The organism is bacterium (genome assembly GCA_021372535.1).
In the GTDB taxonomy this organism is placed as follows: Bacteria; Latescibacterota; Latescibacteria; order Latescibacterales; family Latescibacteraceae; genus JAFGMP01.
The window spans coordinates 1-22,469 of record JAJFUH010000153.1 but is presented as its reverse complement, the minus strand read 5'-3'; the positions used below and the strand labels follow the sequence as shown (position 1 = coordinate 22,469).

Genomic DNA, 22,469 nt, shown 5'->3' with positions numbered 1-22,469 from the left:
TTTCAGGGAATAATCGGATATATTCGGATATTCATGACAGGGAGGCAGGTATGGCGGAGAAAAAAATGCCGGATTCAGTCAAGATACTGCGTGTCGGTGTTCTCGGGACGGGGCCGTTCTCATTTTACGGCACTTTCAATCATGTCATCAATAATACTTTTCGGGATTTCAACAATCTCTTCATGCGGATAACCCATATCTGGGGCGATGATTACTCGAAAAACTACAAGGGTTCCCCGGAATATGTGAAAAAAATGCTCGATTTCTGGAACGACGAGAACCATTCTCCCCGCGGAATTGCGCAGCAGTGCGGAATCCCCAATGTCTGCAAGGATTTTCATGAAATGGTGGGTGAAGTCGACGCCGTCATGATCATGGATTTCGACAGGGCGTATGAACTCGCCGAGCCGTTCCTGAAAAGAGGTCTGCCCATCTATATCTGTTCACCCGTGGCAGTGAGCGTTCCCGAATGCGAAAAGCTGCTCGATCTCGCGGAACAACACGGAGCCGCAGTTTATACCGGCGCATACAGCCAGTGCCTGTTTGAAAATGTTCTGCGGTATGACCGTATCCAGCGCGACAATATCGCCTCGTTTTTCGCATCGACATCGTTTGCGTTCTATACGTCCTATGCCCCCGACGGCCTCGATCCTGTCTACCGCCTCATCGGCCCCGGAGTCAGAAAGGTCGCGCTCCACGGGTGGAATGGCTCGGAAGGGTACGATCCGACCGGAATCCCCGCATCGAGAATCAACCTCGAATACGAGCCGAGGGGGAATAATCCGCCCATCCAGGGAGTACTGACTCTCGGGGGATTCAGCAAATCGACGGAATGGTACAAGGTATACTACCAGGACCATACGGTCTTGGAGGGTGTCACAAATACCAACTGGGGTAAATACGAGGGGACGCTGCAGGGTATAATCATGGACATTCAGGAAGTGTTCGTGACCAATAAATCGCTCGAAACCCGCGACGATATCCTCAACAGGCTGAAAGTCATCATCGCCGCATACAAATCAGCCCGTGAGGGAAACAGACCTGTCACACCGGACGAGGTAGGCGATTACCGTCTCCCGACAGTCCGTATCGAAAAGTGGGATGTGATACCGTGATCTGAGAACCGTACAGATAATCAGAGGTACCGTTAAGAGTTTCCTTGCCGGCCGCCTTTGGAAACATAGAGAGTAAGAATCTGCGCCATCTCTTCAAGAACGGCAATGTCCCGATCCGAGAACGCATCGGGTTTGTGGCTGCTGACCGCCAACGTACCCTGTAAGAAAGGGACATCTATGACGGAACGTATGGTATCGTAAAACAATTTTTCGATATTTACAAGCTCGCCATAGGTATCCACCGTATAGAGGTCCCTCCGGTAGGCAGTTTTACCTTCACGCCAGATTTGAACAATAACCTTTTCCCCTGTCTCCGATGCATTGATGGTCAACATCCGTTTCCCGACGAAATCATATGAATATATTTCCGGTGGTTCATGTGCCGTATCTATTATATTGATCCCGCAGTTGCGGAATGGCACTCCCAGATTTTCAAGACCATCCCTGACAATCTGAAGAACCTGACGGATATCTGCCGTTTGGGGTAAATTCATTATTTTTTCACGTATGTTCTGCAGAACATGCTTTTGTAACTCGATGAATTTTCGCTCGGTTACATCTCTCGAAATCCCCTGAAAACCGATGGGGTCATCACCGTTCTTTAACAGGGTGGCGTTGATTTCGAAATATTTCACGGAACCATCTTTGACTATCACATCACAGGGAAAATCCCGTAAAGGTTCCCCTGTTCTCAAGAGCCGACGGAAAGACTGAAAAAGCTTTTTTCCTGATTCTTTTGTCGTGTAATCCCTGAAATTCATTCCCACCAATTCAGCCATGGAGAAACCGGTAAGACGCTCCGCCGCCCTGTTGACGCTGGTGAAATTTCCTTTTAAATCGAGGGTACAGGCAAAATCGGCAGAATCTTCTACAATATCCCGGTACCGTTCTTCAACGTTTTTAATAACCTCTTTTGACTGTTTGCGTTCGGTTATGTCTGTCGATATGATCTGTACTTCGGTACAGGCAGAATCGGCAGCCGACACTGTGCTGTAATTTGTCAAAAACCATTTTTCCCCAGCCGGCAGATCGATTTTGTCCTCATAGTTTTGCGGATAAGCAGAAAGAACAGCCTGGTTGATCCGTTCCATAATGATATCACCCCATTGCTGCCCGAATACTTCGTGTACAGGCCTCCCGATTACTTCATCGGCGCGTTTTTGTAAGTCTTCGCGCCACCTGTTATTCATGAGCAGAATCGTACCCTCCGTATCAATATAACCGATTCCGATACCGGCATTTTCCATCAGAAGGCGATATCTCTCCTCGCTTTTCCGCAGTTTCATCTCCACCCGTTTCTGTTCGGTTATATCTTTGATAAGAGCGACAATACCCGTGATTTCTCCTCTTTCGCTCTTGAGCGGATTACAGGTGACCGCCAGATTTCTGTCACCAATATCAGGATAGGACATATTCATCTCAAAATTGACCGTCACATCATGCAGGCAGAGGTCAAATTTCTGTTTTAGAAATTTGTCATAAACATCTTTTCCCAGAATTTCATGGACATGCTGGCCGACAATTCGTTCATGATTCATATTGTGATAATTCAAAAAAACCGTGTTTGCGAACAGATAACGATAATTTTTATCGACAGCGATGATCAAATCATCGACGCTTTCGACAGCCCTTTTATATTCAAGGAGTTTACGTTCCGTATCGTGTTTATAAAAAGCCACGGCAAGTGTGGTCTCCAGAGTTTCTATGGTGAACGGCTTGACGATGTATCCAAAGAGCCCGTCGATTCTGGCGCGGCGGAGCATATTTTTATCCGAATATGCCGTTATAACGACCACAGGAATTTCAAAACGGTCGAAAATCGTCTTCGCAGCTTCGATACCGTCAATTCCCCTGCCAAGCACGATATCCATGAGAACAAGATCGGGACGGGCCGTTTCGGCATAACGAACGGCATCTTCTCCTGTCGTCACCAGTCCGGCAATGACATATCCCAGACGTTTCAGCATTCCGGAAATATCTTCCGCAATGATGATCTCGTCTTCCACGATCAGAATTTTTTTCTTTACCATAGCAAAATTCCGTTCGGAGATACCATAAAGAGATTCTCAACTTCCTGTTTTGCACATAATACCAAAAAAATAATATAAAAGTGTGACTTTTTTAATCCAATCAGTTCATAATACTCAATATTTCATAAAATAATTCGATGGGTCAGTTACGTCAAAAATATTCCGGTAATCCGGGCAGACACAAGGATAATCGAGATTTATCAGCATGTAGTGGAAAGAATTTTACCACGGGGACACAGATAACACGGAGTTTATTATCACATAGGGCAAAAAAAAGAACCCGGATAACCTCCCAGGCTCATGTTCATATTCTGGTAGCGGCGCAGGGATTCGAACCCCGGACACGTGGATTATGATTCCACTGCTCTAACCAGCTGAGCTACGCCGCCATCGGACTGAAAATATAACGAATCGGCATATTTTCAGCAAGTATAAAATAGCGGAATATCCGTCATTGACCGGCACTATTCGAATATATTTCCCTGTACTGTCCCCCCGAACGGGATTCCCAGATGCCTGTAAGCCTCCTGGCTTACCATTCTCCCCCGCTTGGTTCGCATGAGGAACCCGATTTTGAGAAGATAGGGCTCCACAAGCTCCTCGAGGGTATCAACCTCTTCGGACAGCGTTGCGGCAACGGCATCGATCCCGACCGGCCCGCCGTTATAGTAGTTGATGATAACTTTGAGGAACGAGCGGTCGAGCTCGTCGAGACCTCTATGGTCAATGCCCTCCATGGTGAGCGACTTTTCCGCAATGCCGGCATTGATATGGCCATCGGCTTTCACGAGTGCGTAATCACGGACTCTTCGCAGGAGGCGGTTTGCAATCCGCGGCGTTCCCCGTGACCGGTCGGCGATTATATGGGATCCCTCATCGTCGATTTCAACCTGCAGAATCCGTGCAGAGCGGATTATAATCAGTTGAATCTCAGCGGGCGGGTAAAAATCGAGATGATAGGATATGCCGAAACGATCCCGGAGCGGCGCCGACAAAAGCCCGACACGGGTGGTCGCGCCGATGAGGGTAAACCGTTTCAGCGGTACATTGATAATCTTTGAGAACGGCCCTTTATCGACAATAAAATCCACCCTGAAATCCTCCATCGCAGGGTAGATGAATTCCTCCACCGTCTTGGGAAGCCGGTGAATCTCATCGATAAAAAGGATATCGGATTTTTCGAGGTTGGTGAGTATCCCCATGAGATCGGCTATCCTCGTCAGCGACGGTCCCGATGAGGTGACGAGCCGGGCATCTTTTTCCTTCGCGATGATGTGCGCAAGCGTGGTTTTACCGAGTCCCGGAGGCCCGTAGAGGATAAGGTGCTCATGAGGCTCGCTTCGTCTGTTCGAGGCTTCGATGGAAATGGCGAGTTTATCGATGATATTCTGCTGCCCGATATATTCATCGATGGTTTTGGGCCGGAGACTCCAGGTAAAATCCTCTTCCTCAGGGGATACCGGCGCACCGGTAACCAGCCTCTCTCGTGTCATGATCTCTACCCCGCATCATGTAAAAAAAGTACCGGAAGAACAAACGCCGGTAAATGTATATTTCAACAAATCAGTTTTGCGTCCCGACCTGACGTTTGAATATTTCCTGAATGAGCTCTTCGGCGGCTGTAATATCCGGATGGGTCTTGACAGTCTGGATAACAAGCTGTTCGGCTTCCTGCTGATTATATTGAAGCTGCATAAGAATATCCACGGCATCACGCTGAAATTCCTCTTCCATCCCGCCTGTCACGGCGGCTGCGAGAACTTCTTCTTCCCTGAGCAGCGCGAACCGCGCGGCTTTCCCCTTGAGCTCGACGATTATCTTCTGTGCGGTTTTTCCGCCGATTTCCGGGAGTTTCTTCAGGGCAGCCACATCATCCAGCTCGATAGCGCGGGCCATGTCCTTGACCGGTATTGTCAGGGTACGGAGAGCTCTTTTAACGCCGAGCCCCTGAACAGTGGTCAGCATCAGGAAAAAGTCGAGGTCGGTCTTGTTGGGAAATCCGACAATACGGGGAAATAGATTTCCCAGCCCGGGATTCCCCTCGACATAGGAAAAGGTGTGAAAAACGACTTCCTGTCCCACTTTGCCGGATGCGATGAGACGATCCGCGACAGCCTGGGTAATGTATATGCCATACGTAATCCCTTGAATTTCAAGGAGCGCCAGGTCTTTCTCGACACCGGAGAGTATTCCGCGCATCATGACAATCACAATACACCGCCATGGGATACGACATTGAGATGACAAAGAGCGGCAGCAAGGGCATCGGTAACATCGACCGGTCCCTTGATCACATCACAGCGCAGGACACGGCATATCATGCGGGCAATCTGATCTTTCGATGCCCGCCCGGCCCCGGTCAGAGATTTTTTTATCCGTGTGGCGGAATATGAAACCACGGGGATACCGGCATTCCCTGCGGCAAGAAACAAAACGCCACGTGCATGTCCCATGATCACTGCGGTTTTCGGATGGTTATAATGGGAGTAGATATCCTCGACAGATACCACATCGGGGTGCAGATCATCTATGACATTTTTCATTCCGTTGAATAAATCGAGAAGTCTCCGTTCAAGCGGATGTGATGGTTTGCTCCGTATCACGCCTGCCTCGACCAGCACCGGAACACCCGAACTGTCAACAACAAGACCGTAACCTGTCACCTGAAGCCCGGGATCCACACCGAGAACTCTCATGATCGGTTATTCTTCTTCCAGCACTTCAATATCGATATCGAAATTCGACCAGACCTTCTGAACATCTTCGTTTTCTTCAATGCCTTCCATGAGTTTCATAAGCGTTCTGGCATCTTTCCCCTCGACCTTGATAACCGACTGGGGAACCTTGGCAATTTCGGCGTTGATGTATTTTATTCCTTTGGAATCGAAATATGCCAGCACGGAGGGGAATTTTTTCGGCGCGCATGTCACCTCATATTCATCTTCATCCGAGCTCATATCATCGGCTCCGGACTCGATAACATGCTCCATGAGCGTGTCCTCATCGATGGAACTCCGGTCGAAAGTGAGAACACCTTTGGCGTCGAACATCCACGATACTGCGCCATTTTCCGCAAGAGAACCGTTGAATTTACTGAAAAGATGACGGATTTCGGAAACCGTTCTCTGCTTGTTATCAGTCACACATTCAATAAGAATGGCAACTCCGCCGGGTCCGTATCCCTCGTAATTTACCTCTTCGTAATTGACACCGGGGAGTTCTCCGGTGCCCCTCTGGATGGCTCTTTTAATATTTTCATGCGGCATGTTGGCAGCCTTGGCGGCTGCAATGGCTGTTCTTAACCGGGGATTCGCATCATCATCACCGCCGCCGTCACGGGCGGCTAACTGAATTTCTTTAATAATGGTTGTAAAAATCTTCCCTCTTTTGGCATCCTGTGCGCCCTTTTTACGGCGTATGGTTGCCCACTTGGAATGACCGGACATGATCGTGTACTCCTGTCTATGCAACAGCTGCTGTTTTTTTCAAGACTCTGTACAACACACGTTTTATCTGCGTACAGAATCAGCTTCTGAACAACGGGGAAAGCGCCTGATCAGTTTAACGGAGGATGAAGAGTACGCGAGATAATCTGGTTCATGGCATACCGCCCTGATGTCGTGCGTTTACTGGATTCAGGGTACAATGGAATACCGGCGGGGCGTTTACATGCCCCGCCAGAAAATATAATTTCAATCATTCCTGTTCCGCTTTTGTTGCTTCGATTATCTTCTGCGAAATATCGGGCGGAACCATTTCGTAGTGCGAAAAAGACCGTGAATATGCCCCTCGGCCCTGGGTGAGCGACCGGAGATGCGTGGCATACATATAGAGCTCGGCGAGAGGAACCTGCCCCTTTATAACCTGAAAGATTCCGGATGGCTCCATGCCCATGATTTTCCCGCGCCGTGACGAGAGGTCGCCCATCACATCACCTGTATAAATATCAGGAACTTTAACTTCTATATTATAAATCGGTTCCAGAAGTATCGGTCGTGCTTTAAGGAAACATTCCTTGAAGCACATCGAGGATGCCATCTTGAAGGCGAGTTCCGATGAGTCGACCGTATGGAACGAACCGTAATAAAGACTGACCTTCACATCGATCACTTTACAGTGAGACAGCGGACCCCGCTCCATGGCCTCGACAATTCCCTTTTCCACAGCAGGAATAAACCGCGAGGGAATGACACCGCCCTTGATTTCATCCGCAAATTCGAATCCCGCCCCACGGGGCAGAGGTTCCATACGGAAATAAACCTCGCCGTACTGGCCGCGGCCGCCGGTCTGTTTCTTGTAACGGTATTTCTCATCCGATTTGCCGGTAATGGTCTCCCTGTAGGGGATTTTTGGTTCCCGTAATTCGACTTCAACCCCGAATTTCCTTTTGAACCGGTCGACGATGACATCGATATGAACACCGCCCAGACCTTCGAGAATAATCTGTTTTAATTCAGCATTGGGAGAAACCTTGAAGGACGGATCCTCGTCACGGAGTTTTGAAAGCCCCTGTGATACCTTGTCTTCGTCTCCCTTTGTTTTCGGATAGACCGCGACATCCATGACCGGTTCGGGGAATGCGAGGGCCGGAAGCGTAAGCTGCATCTGCTTGGTGCAAAGCGTATCACCCGTCTTGGTTCCCCTCATCTTGACAAACGTGCCAATATCACCGGCATTGACGGAGGTCAAATCGGTCCGCTCGTTTCCTATAAGCGTAAACATGGAAGTGGGTTTTTCTGTAGTGCTGTGATTCGCATTATACAGCTCATCACCCGTTTTATATGAGCCGGAAAATACACGAAACAGAGAAAGCTCACCGACGTGCTGCTCGATAACAGTCTTGAAAACCCGAACGGCAAGAGGAGCATTGACCGATGGTTTGAGCTCAATCGTATCATTTCCGGATTTATTGGCGGTAATGTTTGGCATTTCCTCCGGAGAGGGTGCGCTTTCAACGATCAGTTTAAGAAGGAGATCGACCCCGACATTGGAATAGCCATCGGTAAACACGACAGGATAGAGGGTCTTTTCGAGGATCGCCTTTTTGACACCGATAATTACTTCTTCGGGAGTCAGTCCTGATTCAAAAAATTTCTCCATGAGTGAATCATCACTCTCAGCGGCAGCCTCGATGAGTTTTTCGTGGAACTCTTCGGCCTTTGCTTTCAGATTCCCGGAAATATCACCGGCAGCGCCTTTACCGTCGCCATCGAGTTTATAGGTATATTCTTTCATGCCGACAATATCGATAATCCTGTTGAACCCGACACCCGGATTGATGGGTATCTGGGTAGGAAGCGCCCTGATGCCGAAACGGTCCTGAATGGACTTGAGAACATCTTCCACTTTTGCATTTTCCTTACCGCAACGGTTTACAACGATAATCCTTGGCTTATCACCGTTCTCACACAGTTCCCATGCGTTTTCGGTTCCGACCTCGAGGCCGGTCAGGGCATCTATGACAAGGAGCGCGGTATCAGCAGCGCTGAGCCCGCAAATGACCTCACCTACAAAATCGGCATATCCGGGGGTATCGAGTATATTGACTTTACAGTCATTCCATTCAGCCTGCATAAGGGAGGTACTTATTGATATCTGACGTTTTGTTTCATCTTCCAGATAGTCGGATTTTGTCGTTCCGTTTTCGACTTTTCCCATCCTGCCTACAGCACCGGTTGTGAAAAGAGCTGCCTCGGAAAGCGTGGTTTTACCGGAAGATCCATGACCAAGCAAGACGACATTACGGATGTTTTTTGTTTCGTATACTTTCACCTGATTCCCCCGTTGTATACCGATTAAAATTTTATTGTCCCCGACATAAAAATCATGCCATAGAATATTTTATCAAATTTACTATTATCCAACCGACAAGTCAAGCTACACTTATAAACAATCCTCAATAAAATAAAAATGGAACCGGGATTAACGGGATACATGGATTAAATGGGAATATAAAACTGAAGAATTGCGGGGATTACAGCGGATTATAACAATGCACCGACGAATAAATAATGATACCAACATCAGGAATAGATGCCGAAACAAGCTATGTATGACGTTATCCGGCATCGAAATGCCGGACGATCGCTGAAAAGTGAGACTCTTGCGCTCTTTCAATCCGGGCGCCGGAAACACTTTTCGGTGAAAGCCCCGGGATTATTTATAAACACTTTTACCGCGGAGACACGGAGTAACGTATTGTTCGAAATCTTTGAAATGATGAGGGTATTGTACGGTATTACCCTCATTCTCTGTCCCTCTCCCGTAAACAGGAGAGGGAAGAAAATCATTATATCAGGCCTGTGGGCATGTTACGAATAAATATTATGTGTTTCTATTCATCGTCGACGGGTTTATAATCCAGCTCCGGCAGCGGATTTATAATCGACGATACGATGTTCGTGAGATGCCGGGCAATACGTTTCATATACCGTGCGCCGAGGGCAAGAACGACAGCCTGACGGGCATTGTAATCGGAATTTATGACCTGATCGATTATTTCCTCACACCGTTTCGATATGTTATATCCGGTGTTTATCGCCTGAATTGCAATGTCTTTATCAGAATTTCTGAATGCAATCGAAACATTCTTGAAAAGCTCAAGGAGATCGTTGCCCGTGACTTCAAACAGTTTTTTAAACAGTCCGCTGTCATCGTTACAATCTTTGATGATATCTCTCAGCTCAAACAGATTTTTCACATAATCACCGAGACGTTCGGCGTCTTTCACGATACTTATCAACGAAAGGCTGGCGCCGATGTTGCTTGACGGATTCATTGAAAGATGAATAAGTATCTGTTTGCGAATCTCACGTTCAGTAAGGTTTATGCTCTGATCTTTTTCGTATATTTTTTCACTGCATTTTCTGCCTTTACTGTTTTTTGTGAGGACTTTAAACGCATATTCGAGCATTTCCTCGGACCGGTCAAGCATCGTTAAAAATTCATCCACAACCCTCTGGGAAAAAGCCTGTCCGGACCATATCTGCATCAACTGCTTAAACATCAGTCACCTTCCTATTCAAACAATGCGAATACAATGGGCACAACGTGCAATAATATATAGATAACAAGAAAAATAATAAAATGCTTTTTTGATTTTGCCACAAAATGGGCAATTGTTTTTGCGAACCAGATGGGAACGAATCTCATGGGGAATATTATCATTATTCCGAATATATTAAACAGCAGGTGTGAAAACGCCACAGCCATCGAAGCTTCCATGCCGAAGGTGAGCGCGGCAAGAATTGCGGTAATCGTTGTTCCGACATTGGCGCCGAGAGTGTAAGGGAAAATCTGCTGGATATTCAATAAACCCGCGCCGACAAGCGGTACGACGATTGAAGTGGTTATGGAACTGGACTGTACGGTCGCCGTGAACAGCATGCCGAAAAGAAGACTGATGAGTGCATTTCTGAAAAGATATCTGTTGAGGACAGCCTCAACCTTTTCCATAACGATGCCCCTCATATTCTCAACTATCTTCTTCATGGAGAAAAAGAGGAAAAGCAGGGCAACAACAAGAAGGACATAGTGATTGCCTATTAACCGTGCAACAGTATGCGCCACCGGCTCGACAACATACTTCAGGGGGCTGACAAATTTAAACCCTCCCGCTCCCTCAAACACTCTCGTGAGGAACAATGAGGATTTATAAAGGATACCGGTATACAACTCGACAGGAAAGAGAATCAGCACTGCTAAAATATTAAAGATATCATGAACGATGGAACCGCCGAACGCCCGCTCGAACTCTGTTTTACGGCCGATATAACCGAAAGACACAATCGTGTTGGTGACTGTGGTTCCGATATTGGCCCCCATGATAATCGGAATTGCGTTCTGCAGCTGGAGAGTGCCTCCGGCAACCATGGCAACAACAATCGATGTCGTCGTGGAAGAACTCTGGATAATACTTGTTGTTACTATGCCAATGATAAGGCCGAGGAAAGGATTGGATGTGGTGTGCGCCATTAGAGGCTGTAAGGTATCCTTTGAGGCTTTAAATGAAATCCCCATCATTTCTATGCTTAACAAAAAGCAATAGACAAAAAAGAACACCTTCATAAATTCAAAAGCTGTGATAAGATTGCCCGGAAGGAGGCCGGTTTTATTCTTCAGCATATTACTCCGTATCCAATCGTTGTAAAAAACTCCTCATGATTTTTTCCGCAGGAGAACGCAATACGGAAATCCCCACAGCAGAAAGCATATGTGCATTGAATAAACCATGAGCCGGTCAATAATTATTTGGACTGGATGTCGAGCATGGAACAGAAAACTGGATGAAAGGAATTTATGGTGCCGAAGGGGGGATTTGAACCCCCACAGGCTTGCGCCCGCCGGTCCCTGAAACCGGTGCGTCTACCAATTCCACCACTTCGGCACCTGAATGCAAACAGTGTGTAAATATACTATAATATTATTACCCAGACAACAGAAAAGTTTTCAGTAACAGGCAGTATCGTATACTACTTCACCAAATCCTGACGCGGGGGTGCAAAAAAATCAAGGAGTACCGATGGCTCTTCCATGGTCCACGCATTATGCTCAACACCTATGGGTGCATAATAAAAATCCCCGGGTAACAGTGTCCGATTTTTCCCGCCGACCATAAAACCCATTTTTCCGCTCACGAGATATCCGAGCTGCTCCTGTTTATCATGCGAATGAACCGGGAACGCCTTATTCGGCGGAAAATGGTACAAAATGACCTGGATATTGTCCGCGGTATAGATTACACGGCGGATATCGCCCTCCACAATCTCGGTTTCGAGGTCGGTTTCATTAAAGAAATTTTTAATTTTTTCTGGATCCATTCCAATCTCCTCGCGGGGCGCAAAATATATTTGTGTAGCCCCTTTTATAACTCACATGTCAAATAATACAACCAAACCGTTAAGCCACAACCATCTTATTTACAGCCCTCATGATTAGTCTGTCATAAAGGCGGTTCGGATATCCTGACCGTTTCGCCCGAATCGGCAGACCGGTGAATGGCATCGAGAACAGCGGTCGACCTCCAGCCGTCATACGCAGAAACAACCGGTTTCCTGTCCTCCAGAATATCGTCGATAAAACTGTTGATACAGGAGGGGAAAGCGCCGACCCATCGGTCAAAAACCTTGTAATTCAAAAGCGAACGGGGCCACTTGAACGCTTCGGGAGTCGACATTTCGATAGCCTCAGTTTTACGGTCGAGATGAATATGACCGTGCTCCCCGACAACCTCCATGAACGAATCGGGCATGGCCGGATGGGTATCGGGATATATCCATGTCGATTCAAAGGTCGCAAATCCGCCCCGCGAGAATTTCACAAGGCCCTGCATGGCATCATAGGTGTCCCAGCCGAATTTCTGTTTGAGTACCCGCTTGATACCGTAACCCTTGGCCTCGACAGGATCGTCATTGAACCACCAGGTCATGAGATCGATATCATGGCCGGATAGAAACCACATCGGCGAGCTGTCTTTCGACCACGGTATCATTTTCGTAGGAACCTGAATAGGATTGTTCTTACGGGCGTATCCCATGATACAATCGCCGATCTGGCCCTCATGGATCATGTTATAGGTGGCGTTGTACGGCGCAAGCCAGCGGTGATTGTACGAAACCTGGAGCTTGAGACCGGTATCCCTGACCTTGCGGACGATGGCAGCAGCTTCCTGTTCGCTCGTTGTCAGGGGTTTTTCCACATGAACATGAATCCCGGCTTCGAGGCATGCCATGACAGGCTTGAAATGAGCCCAGTCAGGGGTGGCAATGTATACGGCGTCGGGTTTCTCGGCGGCGATCATCGTTTCATAGTCGGTGTACGATTTTTCGAATCCCAGTTCGGCTTTCGCAGTCTCGAGATTTTCCGGTTTCAGGTCGGCGGCGGCGGTCAGTTTTATCGACTGATTTCGTGAAAGGGCGCGCCCGACGCTTTTCCCCATGATTCCGAGACCGATGATATTGACTTTCAACTGCATGGTATTCTCCTTCTGATTCAACACATTACCATCTCTGCAACCGCAGAAATCCGATTCATTACACGCTCTTCTGTCACCAGAGATACTTCCTGATTGCCGAGTACCAGAGGTAATACCCCTTCCCGTTGAGATGGAGCCCGTCCTCCGAAAGCTCGCCTTTCATTTTACCGTTCCCGCCCTTGAACAGAGGGACAAGATCGACCCATGTCACATTTTTCTCAGCCGCGAGTTTCTTCAGCTCTTCATTGAGCGGATCGATATTTTCATTTTTATAAGTTGGCGCAAACTGTTCATCGGTTGGGAGCACGCTCTGGAGATAAACGGTTGTCTGAGGGCTCTGTTTTTTGATGGTATCGAGAACCTCGGCGATTTTATCACAGACCTGGGCCACGGTTTTTCCACGGGCGAGGTCGTTTGTCCCTATCATGAGAAATATTTTTTCCGGTTTCCCCTCGGTTACCTCATCGAGCCGTGCAAGAACTCCCCATGCGGTATCCCCGCCGATTCCGCGGTTGGTCACCCGCTCGATGCCGGTCAGCTCGCGCCATTCACACCCATCGGTGATACTGTCCCCGAGAAAGCATAGTTCGCGTTCGGGATTCGGAAGCCGTCGGAACTGGTCGGTACGATGCTGCCAATACGCCCCGAACGATGTAAAACTGTCAACTTTCTGCGCTCCAACACCCGATGTGAACAGAAACAGAGCGGACAACCACATGACGATCATCTTACGAACCATGAAAAACCTCCCAGTGTTTAAAAAAAGCACAGTTGTTACATTTTAACGTATAAATACAAAGTTCCAGTTTACACATCATGTTTGATAGAATAACATTCACCGGACGGATACAACAACCGGATTGTTGTAAGAACGGGCAAGTCCACGCACATACTCTTCCAGCGCTGCAAACGATGAAGGCTGCGAGGCGCTGTTCCGATACCAGACTGCAACGCTCCGGTAGCGGGCGATGCCGCGGGAATCAGGTTTGAGTTTCAGAAAATAACCGTCCCCGGTTTCGGCTATACCCCGAGCATCGGCGGGATTCCAGATAAAAGCCGTCCCAATGGTGCCGTATTCCCCGACCGGCATGCCATACGTAAGAAAATAGCCGCTCTTCTCATCCTTTATAAACCGTCCCCCATCGATTTTCTCCATTCCCGGTGCAATGAACACGTTATCAGGAAGCTCCCCTGAACCGGATGAAACAACGAGCGTCACATCGTTTTCATGCCGACCGGCATACAGGACATAATAGGCTTCGCACTTTTTCACATTGTTGTGCCGGACCGCAACAGTCGCCATAGTACATACCGTCCCTTTTCCGGTTGCGTTATGGACAAACGTGAGCGGAGAATTCTCTCTTGCATCATACAATGTATCGGACACCGCGCCATTGATCATGACCAGGCCGCCAAGCCCGGGTTTCGCACCCACGAGATACGGGTCGAGCCCCCAGAACTGTTCATGGTGGTATGAAGCCTGAGGAATATCATGCAGCCGCAGATGGGGATAGGTTTTCGCAAAAAAATCCACGATCCCGCCGTAGGACCGGTATGCAATGACCTCGTTCTCCCATGCAACATTATTTTCGATCCAGTACCACCTGGCAAACGACTGCGTTCTTGCAGGATAACCCGTTGTGTCAGAACCGGATGGATTGTACCACAGCTCGACCGTTTTGCGTTCACGCGGCCCGAGGTCAACGAGAAAAACTATTCCCTCGCGTCCCGGATTACCGGGCAGCACCGCTGTCTGAGAAGGGATATCGAGCGGCTCGAATAACCCGGCGGGATGCTTGACCCGGTAAAAAGCGCGGTTAAAATCGGGCGCCTTTTTCAGGACATCATCGAGCGCCAGAATCACCGGTTCGGCGGGACGGTTCATGTCAAGCGGATTCGATATGGCGATGTCGAGTTTTTTCGCGAAAGCGATCGGTTTTTCCGTATCCTGCTGAGCACAGGCATTGTCGCATATTCCGTGCAGAAACAGGAACACGGTAATAACGGCGGGTACGATTAAAAATTGTTTCGTTTGTGTTTTCATTTCAGTACTCCGGAATATCCCTGAGAATTCCCGCTTTATCTGCATAATTGAGATAGAACAGCATGCCGCGAAGCGGATATGAGAGCGCTCCCTCGCCGTAAACCCCGAAATTACGGCTTTTAAGCTGGCTCATGATGAGAGGGTACGGAGCATCGAGATACTTCGTGTCCCCCGTAAAGAGATAGCCGTAATGAAAACCGCCCCACTGCATGCTCGTATACCCGGACCGGTAATCCGGATGGGTTATATAGATGAATTCGCCATCGGGAAAGCGGAGGTCGTCGAGCGTCGAATCGATGCACCGCATGAGAATTTCCCGTGCTTCACCATCGCCGGTAAGCGCATGGTAGCGTCCGAGCGCTTCCATGACGATGGTGTTGTGGAGCGGCGCGGCGGCAACATAGGGCCCGATGGTTATGGGAAACGAACCATTTTCGAGCTGGATTTCCTTCAATCCCTTCACAATCCTGCGGGCGCCTTCCAGATAACGGTTATCGCCTGTTTCGTCATACATGACCGTACAGATAAGGAGCGGCCAGCCGAGATTGCGTGCGCCGTTCCATTTCGCGTTGTACGGCGGCAGAATCCAGCCTGCATCGATTGCCCGGAGAATATGGTCCGCCATGCCGACCGCAAGGTCATAATACCGTTTTTCGCCGGTGAGATGGTAGGTCATGAGGAGACCCTCGACCCATTCGTGGTTGGGAGCGACACTCGTACCCATGATGGCCTCGGCATTGTACTGCACATGATTGGGCCCGTGGATGCGGATACCGCCGATCTCGACCGGCGTTTTCGTGGAAAAGTGAACAATATCGATATCGGCGGAATGAAGCGCCGAGGATCGGGCGCGTGTCCAGTACCGGCACTCGCCGTCCCGCAGAAAGAGAAGGTACGAGACCCACGGGACATCGAAGGCGTTGTTCTGCCAGAAATTACCCCGCTCGCCGCTGCCGGAGCCTCTCGTATCGCCATAATCGATCATTCCGATGCCGACGCCGCCTTCATACGCGATAAAACCCGTGCGGAGCGACCGCTCGATCATCGGATACTTTTGCGGACTGTACGGGAAAATATCACCCAGACACCCGCTTTCGATGTGACGGGGACTCCAGGGAATCATCGGCGCCTGCCACGAGAAGCACAGCTCGCGCGATCCCGCTTTACGGGCATCTCCCTCGTGGAAGTACATGAGCATTGTGTGAGTCTTGCTCCAGCCCTGGTGAAACGAAAGGGGTGAGGATTCCCCTGCCGGATACAGATCGACAACGACACTGTCGGGATATGCACGAATTTTTTTCGGGAAGTTCTGGCTCATGTCACGGATCGAGACGGTCAGGCCGCGGCTGCCGTCCGAGGAATCGACCCACCACCGTGACCGGGCCTCGCTTTCATACCCCATCCCGGTAATCTCGGAGCCATCCCTCCGGTACATGACAGCGCCACCGAAAACACCGAAATAGTCATGGCTGCCGGAATAGATGCTGAACGGCTCATCGAAATCCCAGAATTTGTCGATCTTGTACTCGGATGTCGCGCCTCTGAAACGCCCGGACTCCCCCGGCAGCGTGGTAACGAGGCTGATCGACACCACATCGACCGAATCGGGCTGCTCACGGTTCGTGAATCCGTATTCAACCTCGCACCACGGTTTCCCGGCATAAAAATACACCCGGCATGTGTAATCGAACAGCGTCTTTCCGTTTTCAGCGCGGTGAACTCCCTCGGCGCGAACTATCGCACGGAGCGGTCCCGCTTCCTCGATGGACAGGGATGCGGATGTATCGTGCGCGGTGTCATATACCGCCCCATCATCCGTTATAATTCTGAATCCTTCGGGACAGAAAGGTGCAGACAGTGTTTTCCCGTTGAGCTCGATGCTGTCGAACAAGCGGAATCCCTTGCCGGACAGGGCAATCCTGAGAGGCCCGGTATCGACCCGGACAGTCCCTTTTTCCATACGCGCCGTCACATGTCCACCCTCTCCGGCAGTGATTTTCTTTCCTCCCCAGACCATGCGCCAGGTATCGACCGTCTGGGGTTTCATGTCAGCCATGAAAAGGACATGCGCCCATCGTATGCTCCCATCCGGCCATGTTGCCAGCACCTTCGTCTGCACCGGGACAGGCGAGCCATCCGGAGCGTAAATTCCGATTGTCTCCGTATCCTTCAGCTCACCCCGTGAGAACGGGAAACCGAGATCGACCGGCCATGATTTTCGGGCAAGACCGGCCGGCTCCTCGATACGTATCGTTGTTTCACCGGCGAATACCTGACCGTAAACGACCACCATTATCGCCAGACAGTAAGGATACAGGCGCCCCAATCGGGCAAAAAATCCCATATTAGCCGCCTCAGCCTTCATCTTCGAGCGACATCATTTTATCGATGCGCCTTATGTGACGTTCCCCGTGAGAAAACGGCTCCGAAAGAAACACCTCCGCGATCGCGACGGCAAGATTTTTACCGAGCACACTCCCGCCGAGAGCAAGAACATTGGCGTTGTTGTGCTGACGGGCCATGCGGGCGGAAAATTCGGTGTGGCACAGCGCCGCCCTGATACCGTGAATCTTGTTCGCGGCTATGGAAATTCCTATCCCCGTACTGCATATAACTATGCCGAAATCAACCTGTTTCGAGGTAACGAGCCCGCACACTTTTCCCGCGTAATCCGAATAATCGACTGATGCCGTATCATTTGTGCCGCAATCAATTATATCGATTCCTTTATTTCCGAGCTCAAGGACGAGACAGGATTTCATTTCGAATCCCGCATGATCCGAGCCGATGGCGACTTTCATATATCCTCCAAGACGGTAGTTGACCTGCTTCTGCCATATGCATATATTCATATCGTACAATTAAAATCGCCCTCTTTCCGGGCAACAATACATGATACGAAACGATACCTGTACAGTCAAGCGTGGAAAGATGAAGTGGCAACCACCTACCATTTAAAACACTTTTTATATGTTACTTCCTTTGCGTGCCCAAAGAAAGTAACCAAGGAAAGGGCACCCCGTGAAAAGCCTTTTTCCCGTTCACTGCCCGTTTTTCAGGAATGTGTGAACTCACGAGCCTTCGGCTCGCGCGGACAGCACCCATTCTTTTTCCGAAAAACGGTTGTGACCGTGGAGCTTTTCAACGGGGTTAAAAATCACCAGCAATAATCATATATATTCTATTTATGATCAATGCATTACAATTCACTTCAGTGTGGATTTCAGGGCGGTTACGAGAGGAAAGACAATGCATTAAAGATACGGCATACAGCAAAACAATAATGTCTTTAATGACTATAATGTACTCTCGATTTTCCTGACCTGTTCGCAAATTTTATTAGAACACGAATTTTCGCGAATTTGTTATAAAAAAAATAATTATTAGAGGACGAGAACTGACCGGTTAGATTTTAAAAAAGCTCCCATCCTGTCACTTCGTGACATCCTTCCCCCCACAAGGGGGCAGGATATAACTGCAAGCGCCGCACTATGTTGCCTCCTCCGGGGGAAACAGGCGTGTAAGCGCCGATGGGGGCTGTTGTTAATAATAAGAGATATTACTTCGGGAATTGGGGAGATTCATTTAAAACCAGAGCATTTTCAATATATTATGCAGATTGAAATGAAATTTACCGGACACTATTGTAGAGGACCATATCTTTTCTGATATGAACGGTTAATTATTACTATAAATAGTATAAATAATATCTTATAATTATTTATGTCTTTGCGTCTTTGTGGTAAAATCTTTTTTGAATTAACCGAATAAATTCCAGAGGAACCAAGAATGAAAAAAAACAGAATTTTGAAAAAAACATCCCTGCAAACAAGTGTTACCGTAATTTTAGTATTAATCTTGTTCATTTCTCTGTGTTCCCTGTTGTCCTGCAATAAAAAAACAATTCATTCATCGAAGCAGCAGATACTTGAAGGCTTCAATAACCCACCCGATTCGGTTCGCCCCGGAGTTTACTGGTATTTCATGGACGGCAACCTGTCACGGGAGGCAATGACCGCCGATTTAAAGTCGATGAAGGAAGCCGGAATCGGTTGTCTTATCTTCCTGGAGGTTAACGTCGGAGTGCCGCGCGGCACGGTGGATTTTCTCAGCGAAGAATGGCAGGAACTGTTCAAGCATGCAGTAAGCGAGGCCGAAAGCCTGGGAATCGAGATCACCATGGGTGTCGGCCCCGGATGGACCGGCAGCGGAGGCCCCTGGGTAAAACCGGAACAGTCAATGTTGCATATGGTCGCGAGTTCAACCGAGGTAACCGGCCCGCAGGTATATCAAGCGGTGCTTCCCGTACCTGAACCACGCCGTCCGTTCTTCGGTGAGGAAGCATTTACCGAAAAGTTGAAACAGCAGTGGGAATCGTATTACAAAGATGAGTTTGTATTGGCCTTTCCGACACCCGCCCGGAAAGAAAAGATAGCCGACAGCGACGAAAAAGCACTTTACTACCGCGCTCCATACACCTCGCAGCCGGGAGTAAAGCCTTATTTGCCCGCACCGGCGAACTATCCTGTTACCCCATCCGGCACGGCAATCGATAAAGATACGGTCATCGATCTCACCGACCGGCTTCAACCGGATGGAACGGTCGAGTGGGACGTTCCCCCGGGTAAGTGGACGATTATGCGGTTCGGAACGCGCAACAACGGCGCTGTCACAAGGCCGGCGCCATATCCCGGACTCGGATTCGAATGCGATAAATTCGATAAAGCGGCATTCGATGCCCATTTCAACGAGTATATCGGGAAACTTATCGAAAAAGTGGGGCAGCACAAAACGGATTCCGGGGCTGGATGGACCATGCTGCATATGGACAGCTGGGAAATGGGCGCACAGAACTGGACCGAAGGATTCCGGGATGAATTCAAACGCCGCCGGGGATACGATCCCCTGCCATTTTTACCTGCGTATACGGGTTGCATCGTCGGTAACCTTGAAATGAGCGAGCGGTTTTTATGGGATGTCCGAATCACAGCGCAGGAACTGGTGATCGAGAATCATGCCGGGCGGATCAAGGAACTGGGCCGCCAGTATGGCTTCGGGCTCTCCATCGAACCCTATGATATGAATCCCTGCGCCGACCTCGAACTCGGGGCGTTGGCCGATGTACCCATGTGTGAGTTCTGGAGCAAAGGATATGGCTTCAATTCTGCATTCAGCTGCATCGAAGCGACATCCATCGCGCATGTCTACGGTCTGCCTGTCGTGGCGTCAGAATCGTTTACCGCGGATGATTCCGAGGCATGGAAACAGTATCCCGGCGTCATGAAGAACCAGGGAGACTGGGCATTCTGTACCGGTGTCAACCACTTCTTTTATCACACATTCGCACATAAGGCGTTCTTCGACACCTATAGTCCCGGAATGACGATGGGCCCGTACGGCGTTCACTGGGACAGAGGGCAGACATGGTGGCCCATGGCATCTGCCTATCACAAGTATATTTCGCGATGTTCTTACATACTTCAGCAGGGGCGCACGGTTGCCGATGTTTTATATCTGACACCAGAAGGCGCGCCGCAGGTCTTTCTCCCTCCTTCCTCAGCTTTGACAGAAGACGAGGTAATTCCCGACCGGCGCGGGTACAATTTCGACGGATGCTCGCCCGGCATGCTGATATCGAAAGCGGGTGTCCAGGGTCACAAAATCGTTTTCCCCGGCGGGGCATCGTACGAACTGCTCGTTTTACCCGCGACCGAAACGATGACACCGGAACTTGTGGATAAAATTGAAACGTTGATAAAAGAAGGCGCAACGGTTGTGGGGTCACCTCCGCTCAAATCGCCGAGCCTCGTCAATTATCCCGAATGCGATACCCTGGTTCGCTCAAAAGCGGAAGCTCTCTGGGACGGGATGACGCCGCCGCAGACAATCGCCGGGCGCCGTTATGGAAAAGGAGTAATCTACTGGGGCGGTAATCTTTCGTACCATGATTCCGGCGAGCTCTATCCGCAGTACGATGCCACCGCCTCACTGTTGAAACAGATGGGCGTTCCCGAAATTTTCGAAACATCCGGCCCGATACGGTACACCCTTCGCACAACCGGCGATATGGATATTTATTTTGTCGCAAACCGTGAGAACAGAACGGTCGATGCGGACTGCATTTTCCGCACCGACAAGGGTTCCATCGAATTATGGGATCCTCTCACCGCGGAAACCAGGCCGCTCCCCGACTTTACCCGGAAGGAAGGCCGTACGACTGTTCCGCTGCGTTTCGAACCACATCAAAGCTTTTTCATCGTATTCGACAGGACTGAAAAATCCGTTTCACAGCAACCTGCAGTCAGAAAGAATTTTCCGGACATGAAATATGTCTCGGATTTGGAAGGCCCATGGAATGTTTCGTTTGACCCGAAATGGGGAGGCCCGGAAAATGTCGTATTCGAAAGGCCCGAAGACTGGACTGCGCGCCCGGAAGACGGAATACGCTACTACTCCGGCATTGCGGTCTATCGTAAAACGTTCGATCTACCGGAAAACAGCGTTATTAAAGATAATGCGAAACTCTTTCTCGATCTCGGCGAAGTAAACAACATGGCAAGGGTCCGGCTGAACGGAAAAGACCTGGGTGTCGTCTGGACTGCCCCGTGGACTGTCGATATGACCGGGGCGTTGAAAAGCACCGGAAACAGCCTTGAAATTGAAATTGCGAATCTCTGGCCGAACAGGATTATCGGCGATGAACGATTACCCGATGATGGCGTCAAAGATGGCAAGTGGCCCGCATGGCTGCTTGAAGGCAAGCCGAGAACCAGCGGCCGGTACACGTTTACCCCGCACAGATTTTATAAAAAAGATTCTCCCCTGCTGAAATCCGGACTGATCGGCCCGGTGAGAATCATGTCCGTTGCGAACGACTGAGGAAATCAACGAAAGCAGAAAAATGCAAATCAATAGAACCACCGCGAGATAAGATAAGATATGAACGTAACCGAGATATTTTCAAGCATTCAGGGGGAATCGACCCTTCAGGGACTTCCTTGTGTGTTTGTGAGGCTTACCGGATGTAATCTCTCCTGCCGGTACTGCGATACCGTGTATGCCCGTGAAGGCGGAACCGCCATGACTCTGGAGGAGATCGTTCATGAGGTTACGATGTTTGATATCCCGTTTGTCTGCATCACCGGCGGAGAACCGCTCATCCACCATGATACCTTCCGGCTTGTCCGGACACTTATCGAGCTCGGATATCTGGTCAGCGTGGAAACGAACGGCACGATCGATGCTTCGCCTCTGCACAGGGAAGCGCGGCGTATTATCGACATCAAGTGCCCGGGAAGCGGAGAAGA

17 protein-coding genes and 2 tRNA genes are annotated in these 22,469 nt (G+C 49.4%); 3 read left to right on the top strand and 16 right to left on the bottom strand.

Going from position 1 to position 22,469, the window contains the following annotated elements:
* Window positions 1-1,115: Gfo/Idh/MocA family oxidoreductase (locus tag LLG96_13780; protein ID MCE5251280.1), on the top strand; the 1,115-nt coding region annotated here is incomplete at its 5' end.
* A 32-nt stretch (window positions 1,116-1,147) separates the two neighbouring features.
* Here LLG96_13780 and LLG96_13775 read toward each other — a convergent pair.
* The 16 genes from LLG96_13775 to rpiB all read right to left on the bottom strand — a co-directional run bounded on the left by LLG96_13775 (window position 1,148) and on the right by rpiB (window position 17,963).
* Complete coding sequence (locus LLG96_13775) at window positions 1,148-3,145, bottom strand: PAS domain S-box protein (GenBank protein ID MCE5251279.1); 1,998 nt, start codon at window positions 3,143-3,145, stop codon at window positions 1,148-1,150.
* Window positions 3,146-3,457: 312 nt separating this feature from the next.
* Window positions 3,458-3,534: transfer RNA gene (locus tag LLG96_13770), tRNA-Met, on the bottom strand.
* A gap of 75 nt (window positions 3,535-3,609) precedes the next feature.
* Complete coding sequence (gene ruvB, locus LLG96_13765; GenBank protein MCE5251278.1) at window positions 3,610-4,638, bottom strand: Holliday junction branch migration DNA helicase RuvB; 1,029 nt, start codon at window positions 4,636-4,638, stop codon at window positions 3,610-3,612.
* Window positions 4,639-4,708: 70 nt separating this feature from the next.
* The gene (locus LLG96_13760; protein ID MCE5251277.1) at window positions 4,709-5,347 is read right to left on the bottom strand and encodes a hypothetical protein; all 639 of its coding nucleotides are present in this window, start codon (window positions 5,345-5,347) and stop codon (window positions 4,709-4,711) included.
* 5 nt (window positions 5,348-5,352) lie between these two features.
* The gene (ruvC, locus tag LLG96_13755) at window positions 5,353-5,841 is read right to left on the bottom strand and encodes a crossover junction endodeoxyribonuclease RuvC (protein MCE5251276.1); all 489 of its coding nucleotides are present in this window, start codon (window positions 5,839-5,841) and stop codon (window positions 5,353-5,355) included.
* Window positions 5,842-5,847: 6 nt separating this feature from the next.
* Window positions 5,848-6,591: a YebC/PmpR family DNA-binding transcriptional regulator gene (locus LLG96_13750; GenBank protein ID MCE5251275.1), complete on the bottom strand. Its 744-nt coding sequence runs from the start codon at window positions 6,589-6,591 to the stop codon at window positions 5,848-5,850.
* A 250-nt stretch (window positions 6,592-6,841) separates the two neighbouring features.
* Entirely contained in the window at window positions 6,842-8,917 is a 2,076-nt protein-coding gene (gene fusA, locus LLG96_13745) for an elongation factor G (GenBank protein MCE5251274.1), read from the bottom strand.
* A 562-nt stretch (window positions 8,918-9,479) separates the two neighbouring features.
* Complete coding sequence (locus LLG96_13740) at window positions 9,480-10,151, bottom strand: hypothetical protein (protein ID MCE5251273.1); 672 nt, start codon at window positions 10,149-10,151, stop codon at window positions 9,480-9,482.
* Between the two features lie 11 nt (window positions 10,152-10,162).
* On the bottom strand, window positions 10,163-11,212 hold the full coding sequence (locus tag LLG96_13735; GenBank protein ID MCE5251272.1) for a Na/Pi symporter: 1,050 nt from the start codon (window positions 11,210-11,212) through the stop codon (window positions 10,163-10,165).
* Between the two features lie 232 nt (window positions 11,213-11,444).
* Window positions 11,445-11,531: transfer RNA gene (locus LLG96_13730), tRNA-Leu, on the bottom strand.
* An 85-nt stretch (window positions 11,532-11,616) separates the two neighbouring features.
* On the bottom strand, window positions 11,617-11,964 hold the full coding sequence (locus tag LLG96_13725) for a cupin domain-containing protein (GenBank protein ID MCE5251271.1): 348 nt from the start codon (window positions 11,962-11,964) through the stop codon (window positions 11,617-11,619).
* 122 nt (window positions 11,965-12,086) lie between these two features.
* Entirely contained in the window at window positions 12,087-13,118 is a 1,032-nt protein-coding gene (locus LLG96_13720; GenBank protein MCE5251270.1) for a Gfo/Idh/MocA family oxidoreductase, read from the bottom strand.
* Window positions 13,119-13,191: 73 nt separating this feature from the next.
* Window positions 13,192-13,857 carry a GDSL-type esterase/lipase family protein gene (locus LLG96_13715; protein ID MCE5251269.1) on the bottom strand — a complete coding sequence of 222 codons (666 nt, stop codon included), beginning with the start codon at window positions 13,855-13,857 and terminating at the stop codon, window positions 13,192-13,194.
* 96 nt (window positions 13,858-13,953) lie between these two features.
* Window positions 13,954-15,162 (bottom strand): DUF4861 domain-containing protein, encoded by a 1,209-nt coding sequence (locus LLG96_13710; GenBank protein ID MCE5251268.1) that lies wholly within the window; start codon window positions 15,160-15,162, stop codon window positions 13,954-13,956.
* Window position 15,163: 1 nt separating this feature from the next.
* Window positions 15,164-17,506, bottom strand: a complete 2,343-nt coding sequence (locus LLG96_13705; GenBank protein MCE5251267.1) for a hypothetical protein — start codon at window positions 17,504-17,506, stop codon at window positions 15,164-15,166.
* A gap of 10 nt (window positions 17,507-17,516) precedes the next feature.
* A complete protein-coding gene (rpiB, locus tag LLG96_13700) occupies window positions 17,517-17,963 on the bottom strand; it encodes a ribose 5-phosphate isomerase B (protein MCE5251266.1) in 447 nt (148 codons plus the stop codon).
* Between the two features lie 988 nt (window positions 17,964-18,951).
* Between rpiB and LLG96_13695 the strand changes: the two genes are divergently transcribed.
* Both LLG96_13695 and LLG96_13690 read left to right on the top strand, forming a co-directional pair.
* Complete coding sequence (locus tag LLG96_13695) at window positions 18,952-22,041, top strand: glycosyl hydrolase (protein ID MCE5251265.1); 3,090 nt, start codon at window positions 18,952-18,954, stop codon at window positions 22,039-22,041.
* Window positions 22,042-22,101: 60 nt separating this feature from the next.
* On the top strand, window positions 22,102-22,469 hold a 368-nt coding region (locus LLG96_13690), incomplete at its 3' end, for a 7-carboxy-7-deazaguanine synthase QueE (protein MCE5251264.1).

Excerpts from the sequence above, each read along its gene's own strand:
- rpiB (MCE5251266.1), bottom strand. The coding sequence starts at position 17,963 with ATGAAAGTCGCCATCGGCTCGGATCATGCGGGATTCGAAATGAAATCC.
- LLG96_13760 (MCE5251277.1), bottom strand. The coding sequence starts at position 5,347 with ATGATGCGCGGAATACTCTCCGGTGTCGAGAAAGACCTGGCGCTCCTT.
- LLG96_13735 (MCE5251272.1), bottom strand. The coding sequence starts at position 11,212 with ATGAAGGTGTTCTTTTTTGTCTATTGCTTTTTGTTAAGCATAGAAATG.
- ruvB (MCE5251278.1), bottom strand. The coding sequence starts at position 4,638 with ATGACACGAGAGAGGCTGGTTACCGGTGCGCCGGTATCCCCTGAGGAA.
- LLG96_13705 (MCE5251267.1), bottom strand. The coding sequence starts at position 17,506 with ATGGGATTTTTTGCCCGATTGGGGCGCCTGTATCCTTACTGTCTGGCG.
- LLG96_13710 (MCE5251268.1), bottom strand. The coding sequence starts at position 15,162 with ATGAAAACACAAACGAAACAATTTTTAATCGTACCCGCCGTTATTACC.
- ruvC (MCE5251276.1), bottom strand. The coding sequence starts at position 5,841 with ATGAGAGTTCTCGGTGTGGATCCCGGGCTTCAGGTGACAGGTTACGGT.
- LLG96_13775 (MCE5251279.1), bottom strand. The coding sequence starts at position 3,145 with ATGGTAAAGAAAAAAATTCTGATCGTGGAAGACGAGATCATCATTGCG.
- LLG96_13740 (MCE5251273.1), bottom strand. The coding sequence starts at position 10,151 with ATGTTTAAGCAGTTGATGCAGATATGGTCCGGACAGGCTTTTTCCCAG.
- LLG96_13695 (MCE5251265.1), top strand. The coding sequence starts at position 18,952 with ATGAAAAAAAACAGAATTTTGAAAAAAACATCCCTGCAAACAAGTGTT.
- LLG96_13725 (MCE5251271.1), bottom strand. The coding sequence starts at position 11,964 with ATGGATCCAGAAAAAATTAAAAATTTCTTTAATGAAACCGACCTCGAA.
- LLG96_13750 (MCE5251275.1), bottom strand. The coding sequence starts at position 6,591 with ATGTCCGGTCATTCCAAGTGGGCAACCATACGCCGTAAAAAGGGCGCA.
- LLG96_13720 (MCE5251270.1), bottom strand. The coding sequence starts at position 13,118 with ATGCAGTTGAAAGTCAATATCATCGGTCTCGGAATCATGGGGAAAAGC.
- LLG96_13715 (MCE5251269.1), bottom strand. The coding sequence starts at position 13,857 with ATGGTTCGTAAGATGATCGTCATGTGGTTGTCCGCTCTGTTTCTGTTC.